This is a genomic window from Mesorhizobium sp. M0802, assembly GCF_040320115.1.
Taxonomy (GTDB): Bacteria; Pseudomonadota; Alphaproteobacteria; order Rhizobiales; family Rhizobiaceae; genus Mesorhizobium.
The window spans coordinates 384593-408778 of sequence record NZ_JAMYOY010000001.1 but is presented as its reverse complement, the minus strand read 5'-3'; the positions used below and the strand labels follow the sequence as shown (position 1 = coordinate 408778).

At 62.4% G+C, this 24186-nt stretch carries 24 protein-coding genes; 13 read left to right on the top strand and 11 right to left on the bottom strand.

Features of this window, described 5'->3' with window-relative positions:
- Positions 1-150: 150 nt before the first annotated feature.
- The 3 genes from NKI10_RS01980 to NKI10_RS01970 form a co-directional block, all read right to left on the bottom strand.
- The gene (locus NKI10_RS01980; protein WP_023739561.1) at positions 151-681 is read right to left on the bottom strand and encodes a DUF1003 domain-containing protein; all 531 of its coding nucleotides are present in this window, start codon (positions 679-681) and stop codon (positions 151-153) included.
- 20 nt (positions 682-701) lie between these two features.
- Positions 702-1760 (bottom strand): alpha/beta fold hydrolase, encoded by a 1059-nt coding sequence (locus NKI10_RS01975; protein WP_352858261.1) that lies wholly within the window; start codon positions 1758-1760, stop codon positions 702-704.
- A gap of 128 nt (positions 1761-1888) precedes the next feature.
- Positions 1889-2143: a hypothetical protein gene (locus NKI10_RS01970; RefSeq protein ID WP_023696347.1), complete on the bottom strand. Its 255-nt coding sequence runs from the start codon at positions 2141-2143 to the stop codon at positions 1889-1891.
- 221 nt (positions 2144-2364) lie between these two features.
- On the opposite strand from NKI10_RS01970, the gene NKI10_RS01965 reads away from it, so the two are divergent.
- From NKI10_RS01965 to NKI10_RS01905, 13 genes are all read left to right on the top strand, one after another.
- The gene (locus NKI10_RS01965; protein ID WP_352858259.1) at positions 2365-5517 is read left to right on the top strand and encodes a GAF domain-containing protein; all 3153 of its coding nucleotides are present in this window, start codon (positions 2365-2367) and stop codon (positions 5515-5517) included.
- 367 nt (positions 5518-5884) lie between these two features.
- Entirely contained in the window at positions 5885-6853 is a 969-nt protein-coding gene (locus tag NKI10_RS01960; protein ID WP_023681124.1) for a manganese catalase family protein, read from the top strand.
- Positions 6854-6994: 141 nt separating this feature from the next.
- Positions 6995-8044 carry a chemotaxis protein CheB gene (locus NKI10_RS01955; protein ID WP_023681123.1) on the top strand — a complete coding sequence of 350 codons (1050 nt, stop codon included), beginning with the start codon at positions 6995-6997 and terminating at the stop codon, positions 8042-8044.
- A gap of 273 nt (positions 8045-8317) precedes the next feature.
- Entirely contained in the window at positions 8318-9100 is a 783-nt protein-coding gene (locus tag NKI10_RS01950) for a heme-binding protein (protein WP_023826387.1), read from the top strand.
- The gene (locus NKI10_RS01945) at positions 9097-10974 is read left to right on the top strand and encodes a methanol/ethanol family PQQ-dependent dehydrogenase (RefSeq protein ID WP_352858256.1); all 1878 of its coding nucleotides are present in this window, start codon (positions 9097-9099) and stop codon (positions 10972-10974) included. The genes NKI10_RS01950 and NKI10_RS01945 overlap by 4 nt, the downstream gene beginning before the upstream one ends.
- Positions 10955-11824: a substrate-binding domain-containing protein gene (locus tag NKI10_RS01940; protein ID WP_023754469.1), complete on the top strand. Its 870-nt coding sequence runs from the start codon at positions 10955-10957 to the stop codon at positions 11822-11824. Before NKI10_RS01945 ends, NKI10_RS01940 begins: the two co-directional genes overlap by 20 nt.
- Positions 11821-12354, top strand: a complete 534-nt coding sequence (locus NKI10_RS01935; protein WP_023668011.1) for a c-type cytochrome — start codon at positions 11821-11823, stop codon at positions 12352-12354. Before NKI10_RS01940 ends, NKI10_RS01935 begins: the two co-directional genes overlap by 4 nt.
- Positions 12351-13364 carry a cytochrome c oxidase subunit II gene (coxB, locus tag NKI10_RS01930; RefSeq protein ID WP_352444620.1) on the top strand — a complete coding sequence of 338 codons (1014 nt, stop codon included), beginning with the start codon at positions 12351-12353 and terminating at the stop codon, positions 13362-13364. Before NKI10_RS01935 ends, coxB begins: the two co-directional genes overlap by 4 nt.
- Complete coding sequence (ctaD, locus tag NKI10_RS01925) at positions 13361-15331, top strand: cytochrome c oxidase subunit I (protein WP_352858252.1); 1971 nt, start codon at positions 13361-13363, stop codon at positions 15329-15331. Before coxB ends, ctaD begins: the two co-directional genes overlap by 4 nt.
- Complete coding sequence (locus NKI10_RS01920; RefSeq protein ID WP_023681116.1) at positions 15328-15933, top strand: cytochrome c oxidase subunit 3; 606 nt, start codon at positions 15328-15330, stop codon at positions 15931-15933. Before ctaD ends, NKI10_RS01920 begins: the two co-directional genes overlap by 4 nt.
- Entirely contained in the window at positions 15933-16274 is a 342-nt protein-coding gene (locus tag NKI10_RS01915; RefSeq protein ID WP_023681115.1) for a hypothetical protein, read from the top strand. The genes NKI10_RS01920 and NKI10_RS01915 overlap by 1 nt, the downstream gene beginning before the upstream one ends.
- Positions 16271-17149, top strand: a complete 879-nt coding sequence (locus NKI10_RS01910) for a cytochrome c oxidase assembly protein (RefSeq protein WP_352858249.1) — start codon at positions 16271-16273, stop codon at positions 17147-17149. The genes NKI10_RS01915 and NKI10_RS01910 overlap by 4 nt, the downstream gene beginning before the upstream one ends.
- Entirely contained in the window at positions 17130-17546 is a 417-nt protein-coding gene (locus NKI10_RS01905) for a c-type cytochrome (protein ID WP_023681113.1), read from the top strand. Before NKI10_RS01910 ends, NKI10_RS01905 begins: the two co-directional genes overlap by 20 nt.
- 1 nt (position 17547) lies before the next feature.
- Here NKI10_RS01905 and NKI10_RS01900 read toward each other — a convergent pair whose 3' ends face one another.
- The 8 genes from NKI10_RS01900 to NKI10_RS01865 form a co-directional block, all read right to left on the bottom strand.
- Positions 17548-18354 carry a lanthanide ABC transporter permease protein PedC gene (locus NKI10_RS01900; protein ID WP_023681112.1) on the bottom strand — a complete coding sequence of 269 codons (807 nt, stop codon included), beginning with the start codon at positions 18352-18354 and terminating at the stop codon, positions 17548-17550.
- Positions 18351-19076 carry a lanthanide ABC transporter ATP-binding protein PedB/LutE gene (locus NKI10_RS01895; protein ID WP_023668003.1) on the bottom strand — a complete coding sequence of 242 codons (726 nt, stop codon included), beginning with the start codon at positions 19074-19076 and terminating at the stop codon, positions 18351-18353. The genes NKI10_RS01900 and NKI10_RS01895 overlap by 4 nt, the downstream gene beginning before the upstream one ends.
- The gene (locus tag NKI10_RS01890; RefSeq protein ID WP_023739565.1) at positions 19073-20035 is read right to left on the bottom strand and encodes a PQQ-dependent catabolism-associated beta-propeller protein; all 963 of its coding nucleotides are present in this window, start codon (positions 20033-20035) and stop codon (positions 19073-19075) included. The genes NKI10_RS01895 and NKI10_RS01890 overlap by 4 nt, the downstream gene beginning before the upstream one ends.
- Positions 20023-21198, bottom strand: a complete 1176-nt coding sequence (locus tag NKI10_RS01885; protein ID WP_352858245.1) for a lanthanide ABC transporter ABC transporter substrate-binding protein PedA1 — start codon at positions 21196-21198, stop codon at positions 20023-20025. The genes NKI10_RS01890 and NKI10_RS01885 overlap by 13 nt, the downstream gene beginning before the upstream one ends.
- Positions 21195-21866 (bottom strand): ABC transporter ATP-binding protein, encoded by a 672-nt coding sequence (locus tag NKI10_RS01880; RefSeq protein WP_023829136.1) that lies wholly within the window; start codon positions 21864-21866, stop codon positions 21195-21197. The genes NKI10_RS01885 and NKI10_RS01880 overlap by 4 nt, the downstream gene beginning before the upstream one ends.
- A complete protein-coding gene (locus NKI10_RS01875) occupies positions 21866-22633 on the bottom strand; it encodes an ABC transporter permease (RefSeq protein ID WP_352858242.1) in 768 nt (255 codons plus the stop codon). The genes NKI10_RS01880 and NKI10_RS01875 overlap by 1 nt, the downstream gene beginning before the upstream one ends.
- 10 nt (positions 22634-22643) lie before the next feature.
- Complete coding sequence (locus NKI10_RS01870) at positions 22644-23678, bottom strand: ABC transporter substrate-binding protein (RefSeq protein ID WP_352858239.1); 1035 nt, start codon at positions 23676-23678, stop codon at positions 22644-22646.
- A 156-nt stretch (positions 23679-23834) separates the two neighbouring features.
- On the bottom strand, positions 23835-24176 hold the full coding sequence (locus NKI10_RS01865; RefSeq protein WP_023696361.1) for a DUF768 domain-containing protein: 342 nt from the start codon (positions 24174-24176) through the stop codon (positions 23835-23837).
- Positions 24177-24186: the final 10 nt, after the last annotated feature.

Genomic DNA, 24186 nt, shown 5'->3' with positions numbered 1-24186 from the left:
ACGCTGCCTCGATTGCGCGGCGGACTTGTGACGTCGGGAAGCCACCCTGGAAAAGGCCGACACCGGCTTAGCTGCTTCGACAGCCTTGGCAATGAGGCTGAATTACAGGTTGTAGCCGACGCTGAACCGTCGCCGACGAGGTCGCTTTGATCAAGCGTTCTCCTGATCTTCAGAAGCTTGCTGGATTTGCGTCATCACCTTTTGGGGATCGACATTCTCGGCGAGTTCCGGCAGCTCTTTGTCGGCCGGGGTCGAGATATTCAGACGCGCCGTCAAGGCAGCCACCATCTCGATCAGCCGCGTGGTTTCATGTTCGTTTAGAAGGCTGATCTGCAAATCCAGTTCGGCTCGGCGCTCGCTGTGTGCGGCCATTCTGTTCTGATTGATCAGCACGAAAGTAGACAGGAAGATTGCCTCAACCGAGGCGACCATGGCCAGGATCACGAAAGTCGGGTCCCAGGCTGGGACGGCTGGTATCGCGCCAAGGTTCGCGAGGACCCAGACGACAAGAATTGCAAGGTGCAAATAGACGAAAGTCATGCTTCCCGCGAAGCGCGAAACAACGCCGGCGACCCACGCTTGAACACCTTGGTGCTCCTCTTGCTGTCGCCTGTGCTCGACCAGGGCCTGTATGTTCTGGTGGAGCACCGACTGCATGTCGGCTGGACGTTGGTCGCTCATTTGAAAGCCCCGTTTGGAGATCATTCCGTGCAAGCGGCGTCGCTTATCGCCGGTGGCTCCCGCGAGGCCGGATCTGCCTTGAACTCGTCGGCACGCGACTTGGGTCGCTGCCGACGGCCCGCTTGGAACAAGGCGTGCCGCCCTGCAATGGTGTGCACCATGCCAACCACGGCTCGCGGGGCGCTCTGATGAACCATATGGCCGGCGCCCGGAACCACCTCAAGGAGAGACCTACCGACTTCCGCGTGCAAGCGTCGTGCATCGCGTTGCGCGTCGAACAACCGGTCCCCGGATCCCGCCATGATGCCGGTGGGCACGGCAATGTCCCTATAGTTGGCTTTTCCCAAGAGGGACGCGGCCAGCATCGATGCTGTCTCCAGAGAAACCGCCCGCAGTTGGGAAGGGCGGCTGGCGACATCTTTGGCCAGTGCGGCGAAGTCGCTGGCGACGACGGCGGGTTTAAAGATCTTCTCCATTGCCCAATGCCAGGCAAGCCTTACAAGCGGGGGCAGCAAGGTGTGACGAAACGCGGTGCCGATCACAGGCAATGCAGGGAGTGCGGCCAGTGCAAGATCCAGCCGCGGTGACGGATAGTAGTAACCCGAGACCAGCACGATGCCGGCGACCGATGGAGAATGCCTTCGCGCCAACTCGAGGGCGATCCAAGCTCCCCAGGAATGTCCAAGCACGAGGTATTTCTCTATACCCAGCCCGCAGGCGGCGGCATGTATAAGGTCGGCTTGGTCGCGAGCGGACCAACGCCGGCCGCGCGGCCGTGAGCTTCGCCCAAAACCGGGACGATCAAATGCAATCACCCGGTAGGTCTTTGCCGCCTCATCGAAGATGCCGCTCGACTTGAAATCCTCCGCCATGGATCCATTGCCATGCAGGAGAAGCAGCGGCATGCCGGTTCCGGCTTCGATAAAATGCAGGCGCAGACCATCGATCTCCATCACACGTCCGCACGCCCGGCCGGCAATCGCACGTTTGGCGCGGATGGCGTTGTATGCCGCCAGCGCCGCCAACGAGGCCGCGAGCAACCCGGTCGCGAGTTTCGGTCCATCTCTGTCGAACGCCATGCCCGTGCCTGTTGGAAACTATCTGCCGACCCCAACTCTCGGGGCGAAAGCTTGTTCCGCCAGACAAGACAACGCTGTACAACCGGCTCAAGCGGCTAAAGTAGGCCTTCTCCATGGAGTTGGGACCGTTAAGCCTGGGCAGCGCTGCTGCCTCCCAGTTTCCAATCACCCTGCCAACGTGCGCGCACGGCAATCATCAGCATGGCCGCTTCCGTCATCCCGGTCTGGAAAAGTCTGACCAACTCTCTCGCGATGGATTCTGCCGCGGTAGTGTCCGACGAAATCTCAAATTCCTCACACAGCGCGTCGAAAACCGACCGAAGCGTTTTCAGGTCGTCTGGATAGAGAGCGTCCGTATTCGTAAGAATGGGTCGGTCAAGCATCAAACGTCTCCAAACGAGTGAAGTGCGGTTCGGGCACCCAGCCAGCGGGAGCTCGTCAAGTGCCCGCTGGTTTCCCCCTTTATCCGCCACAGCGCGCCAAGCTGTCATTAACCTATGACCGGTGCGGCGTGTTCGGCTGACCGGCCCGCCAAAGAAACTGCCGTCCTGCGGGGAACTCTTGGCCGCAGACTGCATTTAAGTCCGGGCAAAACGGGGGCGAAATGGGGGCCACTTCAAGCAATCCGCGATCTGAACTGCAGCGCTTCGAGCTTTTGGCAGCGCTGGGCGACCGTATTCGCGAGATTACGGATCCCGCAGAACTGGCCTACGCAGCCGCGGAACTGCTGGGGAACCATTTTGGCATCAGCCGAGCCGGATACGGCACGATCGATCTAGAGAAAGAAACGATCACCATCGACAGGGACTGGAACGCGCCAGGCATCAAAAGCCTGGCTGGGACGCTGAATTTCAGGAACTACGGCTCGTATATCGAGGATTTGAAGCGAGGCGAAACCGTTGTCTTTGAAAACGCCGAGACAGATCCGCGAACCAGCGGCCATGCGGAGGCACTCAAAGCCATCAGCGCCCAATCCGTCATCAACATGCCCGTCACCGAGCATGGCGGGCTGGTGGCGCTGTTATACCTGAACCACTCCGCGCCCAGACGCTGGGCGACGGAGGAAGTAGCCCTCATTTCGGCAGTCGCGGACCGGACGCGTACGGCGATAGAACGCCTTCGCGCCGAACTGGCCCTGCGTGAGAACGCCGAACGCCTTGCTTTTCTCGACCGCCTCGGCAGGGAGATAGCCCTCGCGGCCGACGCCGATGCTGTCATGCAGATCACCACTCGGCTCCTCGGCGAACATCTTGGCGTCTCGATTTGCGCCTATGCCGACATGGAGCAGGACCAAGACCATTTCACCATCCGCGGCGATTGGAGCGCACCTGGCTCGCCCAGCATCAGGGGATATTACAGTCTTGCCGATTTCGGTCGCCTGGCTGTCACCAATCTCAGCGCCAACAAGCCGCTTATCATCAACAACAACCTTGAGGAAATTGCTCCCGAGGAAGCGAAGACCTTTCAGGATATCGGGATAACGGCAACCATCTGTATGCCTTTGGTCAAACAAGGCCGACTGACTGCCCTGATGGCCATCCACGACAAGCAGCGCCGCGTCTGGTCGCAACGCGAACTGTCCTTGCTGACCGAGGTGACGGAGCGGTCCTGGGCTCACATCGAGCGCGTTCGCTCGGAGCAGGCGGCACGGGCGAGCGAGGAGCGGCTGAGGCTTGCCACCGACGCGGCCGCTATCGGCACCTGGGATTACGATCCCATCAGCGGAGTGCTGCGTTGGGACGACCGGTGCAAAGCCCTTTTTGGTTTGCCGCCGGACGCGGAGGTGACATATGAAAGCGCCTTCCTGGCGGGCCTCCACCCGGAAGATCGCGCACGGGCCGACGAGGCCGTACGCCAGTCGCTTGCGCCGGGCCCCCCCTCCCGCTACGACATCGAATACCGGACGATCGGCCTTCGGGATGGCAAGGAGCGCTGGATTGCCGCAACGGGGGAAGCGCTTTTCCAGTCCGGCCGTGCGATCCGCTTCATCGGCACCGTGGTCGATGTCACCGCGCGAAAGCGGGTGGAGCATCAGCTTCAGTTGATGAACGCCACTGCGGCAGCCGTGGCGGCCGAGCTTGACGTGGAGCGAATTGTCCAGACGGTAACCGATGCCGGCGTGGTGCTGTCGGGCGCACAATTCGGAGCTTTCTTCTACAATGTGATCGACGACAAGGGCGACAGCTATGTGCTCTACGCCCTGTCGGGGGCACCTCGTTCTGCTTTCGAAAACTTTCCGATGCCGCGCAACACCGCGGTGTTCGAGCCCACTTTCCGCGGAACAAGCGTGGTGCGTTCCGATGATATCCTCACGGATCCCCGTTACGGAAAGAACTGGCCCCGCAAGGGAATGCCGGAGGGCCATCTGCCGGTGCGTTCCTATCTCGCCGTGCCGGTCGTCTCGCGTTCGGGCGAGGTGCTGGGTGGCCTCTTCCTTGGCCATCCAGAAATCGGCGTCTTCGCCGAACAGCAAGAGGCGGCCTTGCTGGGGCTTGCGGGCCATGCCGCGACGGCAATCGACAACTCCCGACTGTTCAAGGCGCTGCAGACACTCAACGGCACGCTCGAACAGCGTGTCAAAGATGAAGTAGCGGAACGCGCCAGAGCAGAAGAGCACCTGCGCCAAGCCCAGAAGATGGAAGCTGTCGGACAGCTCACCGGTGGCATCGCGCACGACTTCAACAATATGCTGGCCGTCATCATCGGCGGCCTGAACCTTGTGCAGCGCAAGCTCAGAAACGGCGATACCAACGTCCACCAATTCGTAACCGGCGCGATCGATGGAGCACAACGTGCCGCAGAACTTACCAGGCGACTGCTCGCCTTTTCCCGCCAGCAACCACTGGCGCCGAAGCGGCTGAATCCAAATCGCCTCGTCTCCGGTATGAGCGAATTGCTGAACCGGACGCTTGGCGAGACCATTCAGATCGAGACCGTGCTCGCTGCGGGCCTATGGCATGTCGAGGCCGACGCAGGGCAATTGGAAAGCGCGCTGCTCAACCTTTGCGTCAACGCAAGGGATGCCATGCCTGCTGGCGGCAAGCTGACGATCGAGACATCAAACGCCCACGTCGACGATCGCTATGCCAGGGAGAACGCGATCCCCTCCGGCCAGTATGTGATGATAGCGGTCACCGATACAGGAACGGGCATGACTGCTGATGTTGTCGCAAGAGCCTTCGATCCGTTCTTCACCACCAAGGGGGTCGGCAAAGGCACCGGGCTGGGACTCAGCCAAGTCTATGGGTTTGTTCGCCAGTCCGGCGGCAGTGTGAAGATCTATTCCGAGCAGGGCATCGGAACCACCTTGAAAATATATTTGCCGCGCTCGCACCATGGCGTGCTCGACAGCCAAATCGACGTCGTGGCAGGCGAGCACCCCGGCTGTGCAGACGAGATCATCATGGTTGTCGAGGATGAAGATCGCGTCCGGCTGATGGCCGCGGAAGCGCTGCGGGAACTGGGCTACTCCGTGCTGGAAATGCAAGGTCCACGCGAAGCGCTGGTGGCCGTCGAAAGCGGGCAAGTGCCGTCGCTTCTGTTCACCGACGTGGTGATGCCGGAGATGTCGGGCCGGGAGCTGGTGGATCAGGTCAAGACAATGCACCCGTCGCTAAAAGTGCTCTACACCACCGGCTACACACGAAATGCGATTGTCCACAACGGCACGCTCGATTTCGGAACCGAACTTTTGACCAAGCCCTACACGATCGACGAATTGGCAGAGAAAGTCCGGAAGGTGCTGGATCGAAAGTGAACGGGCAACAGCCCGCGACGCTCGCCGTGTGACCGAACCCGGCGTTTGCCGCGTAAGGTGTTCGGCGAAACGGGCCGAAGGTGTCGACACCGACATCGTATTAATATGGCCCGGCTTCACTTTTCCGAGCCAGTATCCCTCCAGATTTTGTCTACCTCTTGCCCATCCGCGGCCTTGCTCATTGCTGTGATGGCGCAGCACGATCGAAATCTCGTTGCCGCCGGTCACCGGTCGGAGAAATAAATGCCGCCTCTGGCTTGCTGCGATGCTCAACACTGAAGTTACCGTAAAAATGCTCGCTGGCCGATGGCCGGATGGAACAATCAACTTGCCGGGATGTTCGGATGATCTAACCGGAGAGATGTCCATGTTCATGCACAACAAGCGCCTGCAATACACCGTTCGCGTCTCGGAGCCGAATCCTCGCCTGGCCTGCATGATCATGGAACAGTTCGGCGGCGCCGATGGCGAGCTTGCAGCGGCCATGCGCTATTTCACGCAAGGGCTTGGCGAGGACGATCTTGGCCGTCGTGACATGTTGCTCGATATTGCGACCGAAGAACTCAGCCATCTCGAAGTGGTGGGATCAATCGTCACCATGCTCAACAAGGGGCTTAAGGCACAGCTGGCCGAGGGCCAAATGAAGGAAGCGGACCTTTACCTGATGATCGGCGCCAGCGGCACAACAGCCAAGGAATCAATTCTGTTCGGCGGCGCTCCCGCGCTGTGCGACTCAGCCGGCGTTCCCTGGACCGCGGCCTATGTCGATTCGCGCGGTGAACCTACGGTGGATTTGCGATCGAATATCGCGGCCGAAGCTCGCGCCAAGATCGTTTACGAACGCCTTATCAACATCACCGACGACCCGGGAATCAAGGACGCGCTCGGCTTCCTGATGACGCGCGAGATCGCGCACCAGAAGTCGTTTGAGAAAGCACTTTACGCGATAGAAAACAATTTCCCTTCCGGCAAGCTCCCAGGCGTAGAGAAGTACGCCAGCATGTATGTCAACACCTCTCAAGGCGACGGCGATGTCGCTGGCCCGTGGAATTCCGGCGAAGAGTGGGATCGGATCGATGACCTTGAAGAGGTGATGCCCGTCGACGGCGGAGACGGCCTGGCAACTGTCAAGCTGGGGGCCAAAGACATGAAGGTGGTGGCCAGGATGGCCGACCGTACGCTTTCCGATCCGGCTTCCGATCCGACGACAGGCGCTGATCTAGGAGCGGGCCCAGGAGCTGGCCGTACCAAGAACGCCGATTTCGGCGGCGCGGCAAGCATTCAGGAGGCCCCGGCCGTGGCAGAGGCTGCCGTCAAACGCGCACGTAGGCGTTAGCACAGAGCCGACATCATTGCGGGCATCTATGTTCCGCGATGCGGCCGGAAGCTAACACCGACGAAGGCAGGGCATCCGACCAGCAACGGACTGGCCGGAGCGCTCGCATCGACATCTGTGCTGAATGTGGGTGAAGCAACCATGGCCACCGCCGCACCACGATCAGATTCGGAGCGTGCGGGCCAGCCGGATAAGGTCCGTCCCGACGGTTGCGAGAACCGGTGCATCGTGACAATCGGAGCATCGGCCGGCGGCGTCGACGCGCTGAAGAGACTTGTCCGCGATCTTTCGCCGGACATCCCGGCGGCTCTCCTCGTCGTACAGCACGTTGGTCCCACGAGTTACCTCGGCGACATTCTCGGTCGCGCTGCCAACATGCCCGTTGCAAATGCCTCCAACGGCATGAAGGTTAAAAACGGGCACATCTTCGTTGCACCGCCCGGAGCTCACCTTCTGTTACATGACGATCATATGCTGCTGCGGCGCGGGCCGCGCGAGAACCTGGCGCGCCCCGCCATCGACCCCCTGTTTCGATCGGCGGCCTGCAGCTTTGGCGGCAGCGTGATCGGCGTCGTGCTCACAGGCAGCCTCTCCGACGGCACCGCCGGCCTGCACGCAATCAAGATGTGCGGAGGCGTCAGCGTAGTCCAGGACCCCGGCGACGCTGCGGTACCCGACATGCCGCTGAGCGCCTTGCAGAATGTGGAAATCGACCATTGCGTCCCTCTGTCCGAAATGGCTGGCCTGTTGCACAGGCTTGCTTCCGAAATCGCAGGACCGACACCAGAAATCCCGTCCGGCATCCGCCTTGAGGCAGCGATTGCAGCTCAGGAGCACAGCACAATGGAACTGACCGAAGGCCAGCTTGGCGCCCCCTCGACATTTGTCTGCCCCGAATGTCATGGCCCCCTATGGGAGATAGAAGACGGGCCGATTACCCGTTACCGCTGCCACACCGGACATGCGTTCGGGGCAGACGTTTTGATGCAGGCCCAGGCTGACGATGCGGAACAGGCTCTTTGGAGCCTTCTAAGAGCGCACCAGCAGCGGGCTGAGTTGGCGAAACGTACGGCAAAACGCGAAGCCGCGCGGGAAAGACACAGCCTGGCCAGCCAAATGGCTGCGCGGGCCGCGGAGTACGAAGCCGACGCGAAACTTATTGAAGAGATCATCCATCGTCGAACGCCGTGACAAGGCAACAGCGTTTGTCAGGGCGGGTGCGTCTGCGCCATCCCGATCGCATTTTCCTGGATCAGCCGCGTTGCCTCACCGCTTGGCCTGTGGCCACGGGTATCCAGGTCCCATGCTTTGATTGAACACCTGCACCCAAATCCAACTGCACGAATTTTATGCAAAGCAGGAACATAGAAGCATTACGCGAGTTAGGCACTGACCCATTGGACGTATCCTCGCATTCTGCGGTCTGCCTGGGTGGTCCTTTTTTTGTAAACGAATGCCAGGACAATGTATCGCTCGCAGCTTTTCGTACCTCTTTTTGGCCTGCTGTTGCTGATGGGTGGCCTGTTCCACGGGCATGATGCCATGGCGCAGGAGCCCTGTCCGGCCGATCACGACAAGCTGCTTGCAGCCCTCAAAGCCAACGTGAAGGCAAGCGGCGGACCAGCCAATGGCGGCTTTGAAACCAACGAATGGGCAGCCATCGTTGCCCGTGACGGCACTGTCTGCGCGATTGCGTTCAGCGGCCCCACCCCCGACTCGCAATGGCCGGGAAGTCGGCTCATAGCAGCGGAGAAAGCCAACACGGCCAACGGTCTCAGCCTGGCTCAGATGGCCCTCTCTACGGCCAATCTCTATGCGGGGGTGCAGCCGGGCGGGCCGCTATTTGGCCTGCAGGAGACCAATCCCGTCAACCAGGCCGCGGCCTATACGGGCGATCCCAAAACGTTCGGAAGCGCCGGCGACCCGCTCGTCGGCAAGCCGATCGGAGGCGTCGTGGTGTTTGGCGGCGGGCTTGCCCTCTACGACGGCAAGAGCATTGTCGGCGGCCTCGGCGTTTCAGGCGATTCCTCATGCGCCGATCACAATGTTGCCTGGCGTATCCGCGCGGCGCTCGGCTTCGACAAGGTCCCGGCAGGCGTCAATCCAAATCGCAAGGATGCCATTGTCTACGATCTGGACCCCGGCGGCAAAAGCGCTTCGGGCTGGGGCCATCCGCTTTGTGCCGGAACGGAGGCCGACATCGCCGCCGAACTCGGCGCCGGCGTGGGAGGCTCGATCAATAAATGAAAGCTATGCCGCAGTTGGCATTAACGCGCGTTGACGTAGAACGACGTACCCGCAAATTGGCAGCCGGGAATTCCTTTGGCGCTATCCTTCTGGTGACGCTGCTCGCCTGCCTGCTGCTTCTGGGCGCTGCGTCCGAGCCTCCTAAAACACCAGCGATCGTACCGCCAGGCGCAGCTTCGCCACCCGATGACGGCCAATGGACGATGCCGGCCAAGAACTACGCGTCGACGCGCTTCAGCGAACTCTCCGAGATCAATGAAGGCAACGTCAAGAACCTGCAGGTCGCGTTCACGTTCTCGACAGGCGTGAACAAGGGCCAGGAAGCAGCGCCGCTGGTCGTCGGCAACACCATGTATATCGTGACGCCCTTTCCCAACTTCGTCTATGCGCTCGATCTCTCCAAGCCCGGCGCCCCGATGAAGTGGAAGTACGAACCCAATCCGGAGCCGGCAGCACAGGGGGTGGCCTGCTGCGACGTCGTCAACCGAGGAGTGGCATTCGCCGACGGGCGCATTTTTTTCAATACGCTGGACGGCCACACGATTGCCCTTGATGCGAACACGGGCAAGCCGATCTGGAACACTCATGTCGGCAACATCAACATCGGCGAGACCATCACCATGGCGCCGCTTGTGGTGAAGGGCAAAGTGCTGGTCGGCAATTCCGGCGGCGAGATGGGCGTTCGCGGCTGGGTAAAGGCGCTCGACGCCGGCGACGGTCATGTCGTCTGGATCGCCTATAGCACCGGGCCGGACAAGGACGTGCTGATCGGACCGGACTTCAAGCCGCACTACGACATGGACAAAGGCAAGGATCTTGGCGTCACGACATGGCCGCCGGAAGCCTGGAAGATCGGCGGCGGCAACATGTGGGGCTGGATTTCCTATGATCCCGATCTGAACCTGATCTTCCACGGCACCGGCAATCCCGGACCATGGAATCCGGATTTGCGGCCGGGCGACAACAAGTGGACGTCTGGCATTTTCGCGCGCGATCCCGACACCGGCGCGGCGAAATGGTTTTATCAATGGAGCCCGCATGACCTCCACGATTATGACGGCATCAACGAGCAGATCCTGCTCGACATGTCCTGGCAGGGCAAGCCGCGCAAGGTGCTGATCCGGCCGGAGCGCAACGGCTATCTCTACATCCTCGACCGGACAACCGGCGAGGTGCTGTCGGCAAAACCGTTTGGTCCGGTCAACTCCAGCAAAGGTGTGGATCTGAAAACCGGTCGGCTGATCGTAAACCCGGACAAGAAGACCGGCACCGGCAAGGTCGTTCGCGATATCTGTCCGACGGCGTCGGGCCTCAAGGACTGGCAGCCTTCCGCGTTCTCGCCGAAGACCGGCCTGCTCTACATCCCGCACAACAATCTGTGCATGGATGAAGAAGGCGTCGAGGTGAACTACATTGCCGGCACGCCCTATGTGGGCATGAACGTCCGCATGATACCAGGGCCCGGCGGTAATCGCGGCGCCTTCACCGCCTGGGACATCGCCGCGGAGAAACCCGCCTGGAGCCTCAAGGAGAATTTCCCGGTGTGGAGCGGCGCGGTGGTGACCGCCGGCGACGTTGTCTTCTATGGCACGATGGAAGGCTGGTTCAAGGCGGTCAGCGCCAAGACCGGAGACCTGCTTTGGCAGTTCAAGACCTCGTCCGGGATCATCGGCCAGCCCATCACCTATCGCGGTCCCGACGGGCACCAATATGTCGCCATCCTCTCAGGCGTCGGCGGCTGGGCCGGCGCCATTGTATCGGGCGATCTTGACCCGCGTGACGCCACCGCCGCGCTCGGTTTCGTCAATGCCATGAAGGATCTGAAGAACGCGACAACCTCGGGAGGCACGCTTTATGTGTTCCGGCTGCCTTGATGGATTGTACTTGACCGTAGGTCCGGCGCGAAAGGGGTGTCAACGGCTGGCGATCGGCATGGCCGCGATCGCCTTCGTGTTCTTGACGGCCACAGCCGACGCACGTGAGCTGAGGGTCTGCGCCGATCCGAACAACCTGCCGTTCTCCAACGCGGCAGGTCAGGGCTTCGAGAACAGGATCGCCGAAATCGTTGCGTCCGATCTCGGCGCCAAGCTGACCTATACCTGGTGGGCGCAGCGTCGCGGCTTCATCCGCAACACGCTGAAGGCGGGCCTGTGCGATCTCGTGCCGGGCACGCCGAGCAACCTCGAAATGCTGCGCACCACCACGCCCTACTACCGATCGTCCTATGTCTTCGTCACCCGCAGGGACGGCCCCGACGTAGCATCGTTCAATGATCCGCGGCTGCGCGACATGCGGATCGGTGTTCAGCTCATCGGCGACGATGGCGCCAATTCGCCTCCGGTCCAGGCGCTTGGCCGCCGCGGTATCGTCGGGCACCTCGTTGGCTATCCGGTCTATGGCGACTATTCTGCCCCCAACCCGCCGGCGCGCATCGTCGAAGCGGTGGCGAGTGGCGAGATCGACCTTGCCGTGGTCTGGGGCCCCCTCGCCGGCTACTTCGCCGCCAGGCAGAAGGTGCCGCTCCGCATCACGCCGGTTGCGCCCCGCATCGACGGACCGCAACTGCCGATGATCTACGACATCTCGATGGGCGTCCGCCGCGAAGACGATGCGCTGCGCGGCGATGTCAATGGCGCCCTCTCCAGGCACAAGGTCGAGATAGATGCCTTGCTGTCACAGTACGGCGTGCCGCGCCTCGATGCCTCGGGGAGCCCGGTGCGATGAGAGCCGTTGTGGCCATGCTCCTGTTTCCAGTCCTGGCGCTCGCTGCCTGCCAGCGCGAGGAACGTGACACGCGCCCGCAATCGGCGCTCGGATCGGGCGAGCAGCCGACGCCTGTGACCACGCTGGAGCCCGGCGGACAGCGCCCCCCCGCCAGCGATAACAAGGCGGCGAGCTTCGAGGCCAACGCCTTCCATATGAGCGAAGGGAAACGGCTTTTCGGCTGGTTCAACTGTTCGGGATGCCACGCCAATGGCGGCGGCGGCATGGGGCCGGCCCTGATGGACCAGAAGTGGCTCTATGGCAGCTCGATCGAAAGCATCCATGCCACGATCCGCGACGGTCGGCCAAACGGCATGCCGAGCTTCCGCGACAAGATTCCCGACGACCAGATCTGGGAGCTTGCGGCTTTCGTGCGCTCGCTGAGCGGCAACGCGCCGTCTTCCGCCGCGCCGCAACGCAATGACGACATGATGGCGCATCCGTCGGAAAACCGCATGCCCGACGCGGCCACGCTGGGGAAGTCGCCGTGAAACGTCTCGTCTCGATGGCGTTCGCCACCGCCGGCGCTCTGTTGCTCCAGGGATGCGCGGGCTGGCAATCCGCCCTCGACCCGAAAGGTCCCGCGGCGAGCGAACTGGCATGGCTGATCTGGTTCTTCACCGCGCTCTGCGCCGTGGTGTGGGTGCTGGTGATGATCGCCCTCGTCGTACCCTTGATGATGCGGTCGCGCGCGCAGGCGGAGCCGCTCGCGATCAAGGCCGGCGCCGACGACCGGAAGCTGCGCGCGGTGATGACCGCCGTCGGGTTGACCGCCATTGTCCTGATCGGACTGACCTTGCTGAGCTTCTTCGCCAACAGGACGCTCGCCGCGATCGGCTCGGATGCCGCACTGACCATTCGGGTCACCGGCCATCAATGGTGGTGGGAGGTGCGCTATGAGGATGCCACGCCAAGCCGGATCCTGACCACGGCGAACGAGATCCATATCCCCGCCGGGGAGCCGGTGAAGCTTCTTCTGACCTCGACCGACGTCATCCATTCCTTCTGGATTCCGAGCCTTTCGGGCAAGCTCGACCTCATTCCCGGCCACATGAACGTGCTCGACCTCAAGGCAGACAAGCCTGGTGTTTACCGAGGTCAATGCGCCGAGTTCTGCGGGGCGCAGCACGCAAACATGGGCACCTTCATCATCGCCGAGCCGCGTGCGAAGTTCGACGCCTGGTGGAACGACCAGTTGCAGCCGGCAGCTACTCCGACGGGGGACGAGGCCAAGGCCGGCCAGGATCTGTTTCTGAAGCGCCCTTGCGTGATGTGTCACAGAATAGGCGGCACGCCTGCCGGAGGAACGGTCGCCCCTGACCTCACCCATATAGCCAGCCGGCAGACGCTTGCCGCCGGGACATTGACGATGAGCCGCGGCAATCTCGCCGCCTGGATAGCCGACCCACAGGGCATCAAGCCCGGATCCCACATGCCGGTGGTGGAGCTCAGCGGCGACGAACTCAACGCCATGGTCGCCTACCTCGAGGCGCTTAAATGAGCAGCGCGGACCTCACAAGCGAACGCGACCTGCCGCGCGAAACGCCCGCCACAGGCGACGTCGCACCCGAGCATGACGGACCGCGCGACACCGGCATGGACGATGCCAGCCTGGATCGCTGGCTGGCGCGGACATGGCGCACGCCCCCCGGCATCATCGGCGCGCTGTCGAGCGTCGACCACAAGGTCGTCGCACGGCGCTATCTGATCACCGCCTTCGTGTTTCTGTGCCTGGGCGGGCTCAACGCTGTCGCCATGCGCATCCAGCTCTCAGGGCCGCAGCGCGGTCTGATCGGCCCGGACCTCTACAACCAGCTGTTCACGATGCATGGTGTGACCATGATGTTCCTGTTCGCCGTGCCCATCGTGCAGGCGACAGGCATCTATCTCGTCCCGCTGATGGTCGGCAGCCGCAACATCGCCTTTCCCCGCCTGAACGCGTTCAGCTACTGGATCTATGTTTCGGGCGGTATATTTGCCTGGGTGTCTTTCGCGCTCAACATGGCGCCCGACGTCGGCTGGTTTGCTTATGTGCCGCTGTCAGGCCCCGAATTCGCGCCGGGCAAGCGGGCCGACGTCTGGGCCCAGATGATCACTTATACAGAAGTATCCTCCCTGGCCGTCGCGGTGGCAACCATCGTCACCGTGTTCAAGCAGCGAGCCCCCGGCATGTCGCTGGACAGGATTCCGCTCTACGTCTGGGCAATGCTGGTTACCTCCTTCGTCGTCGTCTTCGCCATGCCCGCGGTGATGATCACCTCGACCTTCCTGATCCTCGACCGGCTGGTCGGCACACATATCTTCAACCCGGCCGAGGGCGGCGACGCACTGCTCTTCCAGCATCTGTTCTGGTTCTTTGGCCATCCGGAGGTCTACATCATCTTCCTGCCGGCGACGGGCATGGTCTCCGCGATCATCCCGGTCTTCGCCCGGCGTCCCGTGTTCGGACATCTTGGGCTGGTCCTGTCGCTGATCGCCGTCGGCTTCCTTTCGTTCGGCCTCTGGGTCCATCACATGTTCGCGACGGGACTACCCAAGCTCGGCGCCAGCTTCTTCACCGCGTCGAGCATGCTGATCGCCATCCCCAATGGCATTCAGATCTTCTGCTGGCTGGCGACCTTGTGGGACGGCAGGCCGGTGATCCGCACGCCGCTGCTGTTCGTGTTCGGCTTCTTTTTCATCTTCGTCATCGGCGGCCTCACCGGCGTCATGCTCGCTTCGGTGCCGCTGGACCTCCAGGTGCACGACACCTATTTCGTCGTCGCCCATTTCCATTACGTGCTGATCGGCGGTTCGGTCTTCCCGCTGCTGGGCGCGGCCTATTTCTGGTTCCCCAAGATCAGCGGCCGCATGATGAGCGAGCGTCTCGGGCGCTGGCATTTCTGGCTGGCTTTCATCGGCTTCAACGCAGCTTTTTTTCCAATGCATCTCGTCGGGCTCTGGGGCATGCCACGAAGGGTCTACACCTATCCGGCCGAGCTTGGCTGGGGCAACATCAACCTGTTCATCAGCGCTGGCGCGGTGCTCTTTTTCCTCAGCTTCGTACTGTTCACTTTCAATCTTGTACACGGCGCGTTGAAGGGCGCGCTGGCCGGAAACAATCCCTGGGATGCCGGTACGCTCGAATGGGCGACGTCTTCGCCGCCGCCAAGCTATAATTTCGCGCGGATACCGATTGTCACGCATGTCGAGCCGCTCTGGGCCGAACGGGAGGCGCTGCCTGTGGCGACCGGTCTCCGCGTCGATGTCCGTGAGCTGTTGATCTCAACCGTGGCGGAAGCCCACCCCGACATTCGCGAGAAATCGGCGACACCGTCGATCTGGCCGCTGCTGGCGGCAATCGCTGTCGGCGGTACGTTTGTCTATTCGATCTTCACGCCCTGGGCGATCGTCTGGGGCGCCGCGCCGATCGCCATCACCTTGATCGGCTGGTTCTGGCCCAAGGACGACCCGGAGGATGAGGGATGAGTGAGCGTCCCAGCTTGGATCTTTCGGACCTCCCAACCTTTGGACATGGTCCGCGCAGCCCGACCTGGTGGGGAACGCTCGGCTTCATGGCGCTGGAAGGCATGGGCTTTGCGTTGGCCGCCGGCGCTTATCTCTATCTCGCCACTTTGTGGCCCAACTGGCGTCTAAGCGCCCCGCACCCCAACCATTGGCCCGGAACGATCGTCACCATCCTGTTCATTATCAGCGTGGTGCCGAATCACATCCTCCACGGCCATGCCAAGCAATGCGCGATCGTGCCGGTGCGGATCGGGCTGGTGGTGATGTCGCTGCTCGGTCTGGCCCCGCTTGTCGTGCGCTGGTTCGAATTCCCGGCGCTGAACATCTACTGGGACACGAACGCCTATGGTTCGATGCTCTGGGTGCTGCTCGGGCTGCATACCACACACCTGATCACCGATGTCGGCGACACCATCGTTTTGACGGTGCTGATGTTCACACGCCATGGCTATAGCGGCCGGCGCTTCGGCGATGTCGGCGACAATGTCTTCTATTGGGATTTCGTGGTGCTGACCTGGATCCCGATCTATCTGCTCATCTACTGGATGCCGAGGCTAGGCTGATGCGTGCGTTGAAAATGGGAACGTCCTGGGGTGGTCTTCTGTCGGGGCCGATGGCTTGGGCAATCTCGACGCAGCTGAACTACGCACTCGTACCATGGCAGTGCAACCGCCAGGTGCCGGTGGTGCTTCCCGTGGCACTGGTGCTCGCCGTGCTTTCGCTGCTCGGCGGTGCCTTGTCATGGCGGGCGAAGCGGCAGGGCGGCGCCGCCTTCAAGCCTGAGCGCACGCGCAGCACCGAGCAGTTCGTCGCCGATCTCGGCATGCTTGCGGCATTGCTGTTTGCCCTCGTCATCATCATGCAAGGCAGCGCGGCTCTCATTCTCGACGAGTGCCTGCGATGAGCTTCGACGCGTTCTTCTCGACCTCGATCTGCTACGGCGCCGGCGCGCCCGAGGCCGGATGGACGCTCGCATTTCCCATCACGTTTCCGCTGGCCGCGATTGCCTTCCTTTATGCCATCGGAGCGACTCGGTTGTGGCGCCGCAGCAGCCGAGGCCGTCCCGAGCGGATGCGGCAGGCGTTGTTGTTCGCCGCCGGTTGGGGCGTGCTGACGGCAGCACTGGTCAGCCCCATCCATGCGCTCGGCGAGCGGGTGTTTGCCGCCCATATGATCGAGCATGAACTGCTGACGGCGGTGGCGGCGCCTCTCCTTGTCGCCGCGTGCCCAGGCGCAGTCCTGCTCTGGTCCTTGCCGGCCTCACTTCGCCGCGGAACGGGCAAGCTCACGCGCGCAAAGACGCTGCAATCGGTTTGGGCCCTGGTGATCCGCCCCCTCAACGCGACGATCATTCACGGCGTCGCCATCTGGATCTGGCACATTCCGGCATTGTTCCAGGCAGCGCTCCAGCAGGGCTTTCTTCATTATGCCCAGCATGCGAGCTTCCTCGGCACAGCCTTGCTGTTCTGGTGGGCGCTCCTACCGCGCCCCGGTCGACAGCAAACCTATGGCAACGCCGTCATGCATCTTTTCTTCACCTCGCTTCATACCGGCCTGCTCGGTGTCCTGCTGCTGATGTCGCCCAAACTCTGGTATCCGGAGAATGGCGCCGGCGCGGCATTGTGGGGAATGACCGCGATCGAGGACCAGCAGCTCGCCGGATTGGTAATGTGGGTTCCGGCCGGCTTGATCTATGGCGGCGCCGCCCTGCTGCTCGCCGGCCTCTGGATAAGCAGCAGCGCAACCAGGGAGGCAACACATGCGCTCAGACCTGGGTAGGCTGATCGGGGGCGCCCTTGCCGCAATCCTGCTGCTGGCTGCGGCTGTCGCAGCGGCGACTTTGTGGTCCGACAGGCGCGAGCGCGTCCGGCACGAGTCGGATGCGGCGACCGGCGGCGTAGGCGCCCGCGCCATTCCAATCATGACGGCGAATGGCTGCTCCGGCTGCCATACGATACCCGGCGTGCCGGGTGCGCAAGGCCAGGTCGGACCCCGCCTGGACGGTGGCCTTGCCGACAGGGTCTTTATCGGTGGCCTGCTGGCAAACAATCCGGAGAACATGATCCGCTGGATACGCTCGGCGAGGGAAGTCAATCCGCACACGGCCATGCCGTCGACGAGGATCACCGAGCAACAGGCGCGGGACATCGCCGCTTATCTCTATGCTTTGAGGTAAATCAGCCCTCGCCGCCGCGCCGGGACCACAAGCCGCGGCCGGGATCGTAGCCGATGACCGCCGCGAGGAAGAAGGCGATGAGGCAGCCAAGGACCACAATCGCCGCGACAGGATCGAACCGCAGATAGAGCGCGAAGCGTATCAGCTCGACCGCCGAGCTGAACGGGTTCCAGGCGGCGATTGTTGCCAGCACCGGTCCCGCCTCGGCAAGCCGCCACAGCGGATAGAGCGCCGTCGAGGCAAAGAACACCGGAAAGATGACGAAATTCATGACACCGGCAAAGTTCTCCATCTGTGTCGAAACCGAGGAGACAAGCAGTCCGAACGCGCCAAGCATGAGGCCCGCCAGCACGAGCGCCGGAAATACCGCGACGTAGCCGAGAACGGGCGGCCGCACATCCCAGAAACGCGCGATCAACAGAAACAAATAGACCAGCGGCACGCCGACGATCACGCTGGCCAGCAGGCGCGCCGCAAGCAGGTACCAGCGCGGCAATGGTGCGGTCAACAACAGGCGCATGCTGCCCATCTCGCGATCGTAAACCATGGCCAGCGAACTCGCCATGGCATGGAAGAGCAGCATCATGGCCGCTAGCCCGGGCACCACATATACGTCATAGAGAACATAGGTCTGGTAGGGTGGCGTGATCGACAGACCGAGAACGGAGCGGAAGCCAGCGGCAAAGATTGCCAGCCAGACCAGCGGCCGTACCATCGCCGAGAGCAGCCGGCCGCGTTGCCGCAACGTGCGCAGCATCTCCCTGCGCAGGATGCCATTGAGCGCGCGCACCGCGTGAGACGTTTTCATTCGGACTCCGTCAGCGACGCGAAGGCCTCGCCCGTGCTCGCTACAGCGAGATCGGCAGCCAGCCGATCGGCGCGGCCGGCCCACCGGATTGTGCCTCGATGCAGCACCACCACATCGTCATCCGCCTTCAGTTCTTCCAGAAAATGTGTTGCCCACAGGACGGCAATGCCGCGCTCGCGGCAAAGCTCCCGCACGTGCCGCTCGAGCGCGCGGCGGCCCGGCACGTCGAGCCCGGTGGTCGGCTCATCCAGCAGCAAAAGGCGTGGGCTATGCATCAGAGCGCGTGCTATCTCGACACGGCGACGCTGCCCCCCGGAAAGCGCTCGGGCAGGATCGTCGATCCTGTCCAGCACGTCCAGCCGGCCGAGTTCGTGGATGGAGCGCTCCTTGCTCAAGGCCTGGCTAAGCCCATGCAAGGCCGCGTGGTAACGCAGGTTCTCGCCGGCCGTCAGATCGAGATCGAGGGTCGGCAACTGGAAGACGACGCCCATCTGCGCCAACGCGGCGGACGGGTTGACATCCATCGCCTGGTCGAAGACATGCACCGAGCCGGAGCGGGCGTGATAAAGACCGGTGATCAGCGAGAACAACGTCGTCTTGCCGGCGCCGTTGCGGCCTAGCAAGATGCACATCCTGCCTTGGGCCACAGAGAAAGAGACGCCGTCGAGAACCCGCCGGTTTCCGAAACTATGGCCCAGATTCTCGACCGACAAGGCGTTCATGGCCCGATCACGACGCCCCACGGCCCCCGCCCTACCGGCAGCGATTTCACCACCTCCTGGTTTTCCAGATCGATAAACGAAATATCGCCGGAATTCCCGTTTGCGCTGACCAGGCGCTTCTGGTCGCCGGAGAGCGCAACGTGCCAGGGTCGTTGACCAACAAGGTAGAGCCGACGGACCGCCAGCGTTTTCACATCGACTTCCGCAATCCTGTTGGCGGGGCCGAGCGCCACATAGACGGTCGTGCCATCGCGGGACGTCGCCATGCCGACCGCCTGCACGCCCTCGCGTCGTATACCCGGCACCTCGAACTCGACTTTGCCGGTCTGCGCGCGCGTTGCCGTGTCGAAGACGGTGACAGTGCCCCGGATCTCCGAGGACACCCAGAATTGCTTCCCGTCCGGCGAGAATAAAGCCGCGCGCGGCCTGGTATCGACCAGCAGATTGTCGACGAGTTCAAGCGTGCCTGCGTCGATCAGATGCACCATGCTGGTGGTCTCCGAAGTGCAGGCGACATAGCGGCCGTCGGCGCTGGCCGCCATTCCTTCCGGTTCGACGCCGACATCCACGGTGCCGATGACCTTGGCCGCGGCGATGTCCACCACCGACACCAGATTGTCATTCTCGTTGGCGACGAACAGCCGCTTGCCATCGGGATGGACTGCGAAGAATTCCGGATCGGCTCCCGAAGGCAATTCCCCGACGACCCGCCGCTTCGCGACGTCGACCACGTCGATGCGGTTGTCGTCGCCTTCCGCGACGAACAGCATCTTGTTGTCGATCGACAGCGCCAGCCCGCGCGGACGGCGGCCGACATCGATCGTCGCCAGCAAAGTCATTGTCACGCCGTCGACGACCGCGACGGTATTGTCCTGCTCATTGGAAACGTAGATGGTCTCGGCGGCGGCGGGAGCAGCAAGAGCGAACGCCGCCAACAACAGCGTCATCAGAACTTGCATGTGCTCTCCTCCAGGTCGATGCCCAGCGTGTCGAGCGGCGTGCGCTGATGCAGGAAGCCCGGTTGCGGTGAGCTGGAAATCAAGAGGCGAGGCCCGGTGATCAAAATGGGCTGGCGCATCTGTCCGTCCCAAGGACGGAAACTAAGCCCCTGCCCCTTGAAGCCAGCGAGAAGAAACGCGTCGCCGCGTATGTATCTGCCGATTGCCGCGGGATCGAGACTGTGCAGGCGCGTCGCCGCTTCGCCGATACTGCGCACAGCGAGCCAGGCCGCGTAGTCGCTGGGCAACATCCAGCGCCCTGCCTGCCTGTGGAAACGGTCCTGCAGTTGCGTGGCGCCCCATTCCTCGCTGACAGCGCTCCAGCCTGTGGTGACCAGCCCTTGCGTGCCGGCGACGATTCTCGGCAGCGCAGTGCGGCCCTCCAGATAGGCGCCGAATTCATCCGCCTCGTCGGCGACCACGAGCACATCATAGTCGCTGACCTGCGTGACCGCGGGTATTTCGGTCTGCAGCGTGACATGCCCTGTATCGGCACGTCCGTTGGCGGGCCTGAATGTCCACGGCTGGTCGATCGTGATCTCGGCTCCGAAGCGAGCCGCCGCCCGTCGAAAGGCCGCCGCCATCGCCTGATCCTGCGAATGCGGCCCCACAAGCAGGAACCAACGCTGCCAGCGCTTCCAGGCGAGATATTGCGCCAGCCCGTCGGCGAGCATGGCGCGGCTCGGGATCGTGTGCAGCACGTTCCGACGGCAGTCCTGTTGGCGAAGCACGTCGTCCGGCGCCCGGCTGTTGAGCAACGTCATCTGCTCGGCACCGGGCGCGGCACTGGCCTGTAGAAGCTGACTGGCGTCGAGATCGGCGACGACAAAGGCGATGCCGGCATCGGCGAATTGTCTTACCGCGTCGTCCGGCGTTTCGGTTGGTTTCAATATTCTTTTCTCCAGCCGAAATTTCTGCCCAAGAAACCGGCCGGTGCTTTCGTCGTCGGCAATGCCGAGCCGTGCGCCTTGCAGGCCGTCATCGGTGACGGTTTCATCAAGGGGTCCAAGGGGCAGAGCCGGTTTGCGCTCCTGGCCGATATACCCGATCACCATCGTCTGTTGCTCGGTGGCGCCAGGGCCGGTGATCAGCAAAAGAAAGAGAAGGCCCAGCAACAGTCTCATTGTGTCGCCCCCAGCCCAAACCGCGACGATCCCGCTTCATCGCCACCAGAGATTGCGACATCGCGCACGATGCGCGCAGGCGATCCCTCCAGAACAATAACCCGATCCCCCAGCGACGAGGCATAGGCGAGATCATGCGTAACCAGCAGCGTGGTAGTCCGCCGACTGGCGAAACAATCCTGCAGCAGGCGGCGCATGGCTTGCGCGGTCGCCTCGTCGAGTGAAGCGAATGGCTCGTCGAGGAGCAGGAGCGCAGGCTCCACGGCGAGCGCCCGGGCAAGCGCTACGCGCCGCGCCATGCCGCCCGAGAGTCGCTGCGGATAGCTCTTCTCATTGCCTTTCAGGCCGACAGCGGCAAGCCACCGGGCCGCATCGGGCGCGCGATCCGGGATGGCCATCTCTACATTGCGCAAGGCGGTGAGCCAGGGCAGCAGCCTCGGTGTCTGGAACAGCATGCCTATCGGAAGCGGTCGTCCGCTCACGCTGCCGCGAAATTCGCGGTCGACGCCCGAAACGATCGACAGCAGCGTCGACTTGCCGACACCGGAAGGGCCGGTCAGGACGCAGACCTGTCCGTCGGCTATATCAAGCGACAGCGCGCGAAAGATCGTCCGGCGCTGGCCGTCGTCACCGGGGAAAGTCTTGTCCTCGATCCTGATCCTCAGCATCAGCGTCGCCAGGCGAACAAACGACGTTCCAACGGCACAAGCAGTCCATACTCTATGGCAAGCATCACAACGCCGAAGCTGATCGCATAGGCAAGGATGTGGGTGACGTCGAAGTTCTGAAAATAGACCTGTAGCTGGAACCCGACGCCGTTGGAGCGGCCGAGCAGTTCGGCGAGCAACACGATCTTCCACGTTAGTGCCAGCCCGCTGCGCAGGGTGACGAGAAAGAACGGCGCCAATTGCGGCAGCACGACATGCCGCAGCTTTGCAGCATGCCCGAAGCGATAGAGCTCAGCCATTTCGGCAAAGTCCTTGTCCAGCTGACTGGCGCCTTCACGAATAGTCACCACGACATTGGGGATCTTGTTGAGCGCGACCGCAAGGACAAGCGCAGTCTCGGCAAGACCAAGCCAAATATAAATTAGAATGACCGTGATCAGCGCCGGCATGTTGAGGAGTAACACGATCCAAGGCCTCATCCATATGTCGGCTCTGTGCGAGCGGCCTGCCGCGTAGCCAAGGGCCGCGCCGATGACTATTGCCGACCCGAGGCTTGCCACGACGCGCGCAAGCGAGATGCCCAAATGGTATGGCAGCTCGCCCCGAACCGCTTCGTGCAGGAGAACCGAAACAACCTGGACCGGACCAGGAAACAGCCGATCGGCGGCGATTGATGATGCAATCTGCCAGACGAGCACCATGGTCAGCAATGCCGCAGTCGATTGACAACGCTGCATTGTGATGGGGAACGCTGGGACATCAGTCATTGGCGCGAGCTCAAGCCGGTATGGCCCGGAAGACACCAGGATCGAGGCTCGTCGCCTTGCCGACCAGATCCTCGCCGCCCAATTCGGCCAGGATTGCAAACAACCGGGCCGCGCCATCACGTTCGTCTTTGCCGAACCGACGAGGGATTCCGGCTCGATAGGCGGCGCGTAGCGCCGCCTGTAGGTGAGGATCGTCCGTGCCCAATTGGGGCGCGAGCACCCGCCATTCGTCGTCCGAAGACTCGAGCAGCGACTTCGCTGCCGCGGTCGCGCTCGTGAATCGCGCGAGGGCTATCGGGTTGGCCCGCGCCCAGCTTTCATGGAAGACGTAGCCGAGCATCGGCAAGTCCACGGATACGCCAAGCCCCTGCAGGATTTGCGCGACACTGAGCAGAGGCCTTGCCCCCTCTGACTCGAGACGGGCGGCGAAATTCCAGAACGTCAGCAGTGCATCCAGTCGCCCCGCCAGAAATTCCTGCTCCAACAAAGGCGGCGCGCCGAACACTGGCTCCACCTCTTCAGCAAGATCGCGCTTCACCTGACGGAGGCCGAGCGCGCGCAACAGGATCCAGCTTTTGTCCAGCGGACCACCTGCGATCCCCAGCCTTTTGCCCTTGAGGTCCGCAAGAGTTCGAATGGACGAGCCTTGCGGCAGTTCCAGCGCGCCGACGGCACGAGAATAGGGATAGAAGACCAGATCAGCGCCTTCGCTGCGCTGGCGCATGACCCACACCCAGTCCGAAACGATGACGTCGACGCTGCCCGCCAGCAATGCGGTCTTACCGGCTTCGGTCCCGGCAAGCCGCTGAGCCTCGATTGATACGCCGTGCACAGTGTCCAACGCATGCCGCCGCATGACGTCAACTTCCCAGGCGGCGGTGCCAAATCCCAGCACGCCAAATCGCACGAGCGGCGATGGCTGTGGCGCGGCTTCAGCGGAAGCACCCAATAGCCAGCAACAAATACCCGCAAGAGCGGCCCGCCGCGAGATGTGACCCTGATCATGCCGGGTCAGCCATTCGCCTGGGAGGGTAGCAGTCAGCACGGGCGCACCGGGTGTGAAGGAACTTTCCTAACGCGGTGGCGGCAGGAATGTTCCTCGATGGTGCATGGAACTAACGGGAAAGCACCTAAGGTCCGTTTTTCGGCTCGTACGGCAGTCCGGGGGCTTGTTCAGGCGAACAGAAGAAGGTGTCAGGGGCTACGGTCCGCTCTTGGCATCATCGACCTCCAACGCGTCCATTACAGGTGCCGGATCGCTCTTTTCGGAGCTCGGGCTCTGCACCCCGGACCCGGCGTTCTCGATCGCTTGCACGATAGCATCTTCGATGTTTCCGAGTTCGTCCTCCCTTACTTCACGCCCATAACCAGCCACCTCGGCATCCTGCTCGAATTGCTGAGCGAGCACCGCGACGCTGACTTCCTCTCGACCAGGAAGTGTGCCGACATTCTCCTGTAGCCAGTTTTGAAAAAACTCTCTGGTCGCGCTCATCTCAGACCACCCTTTCGCCAAACTAAGCGCGACGGTGAGCCGAAGTTCCATGATGCGTTCA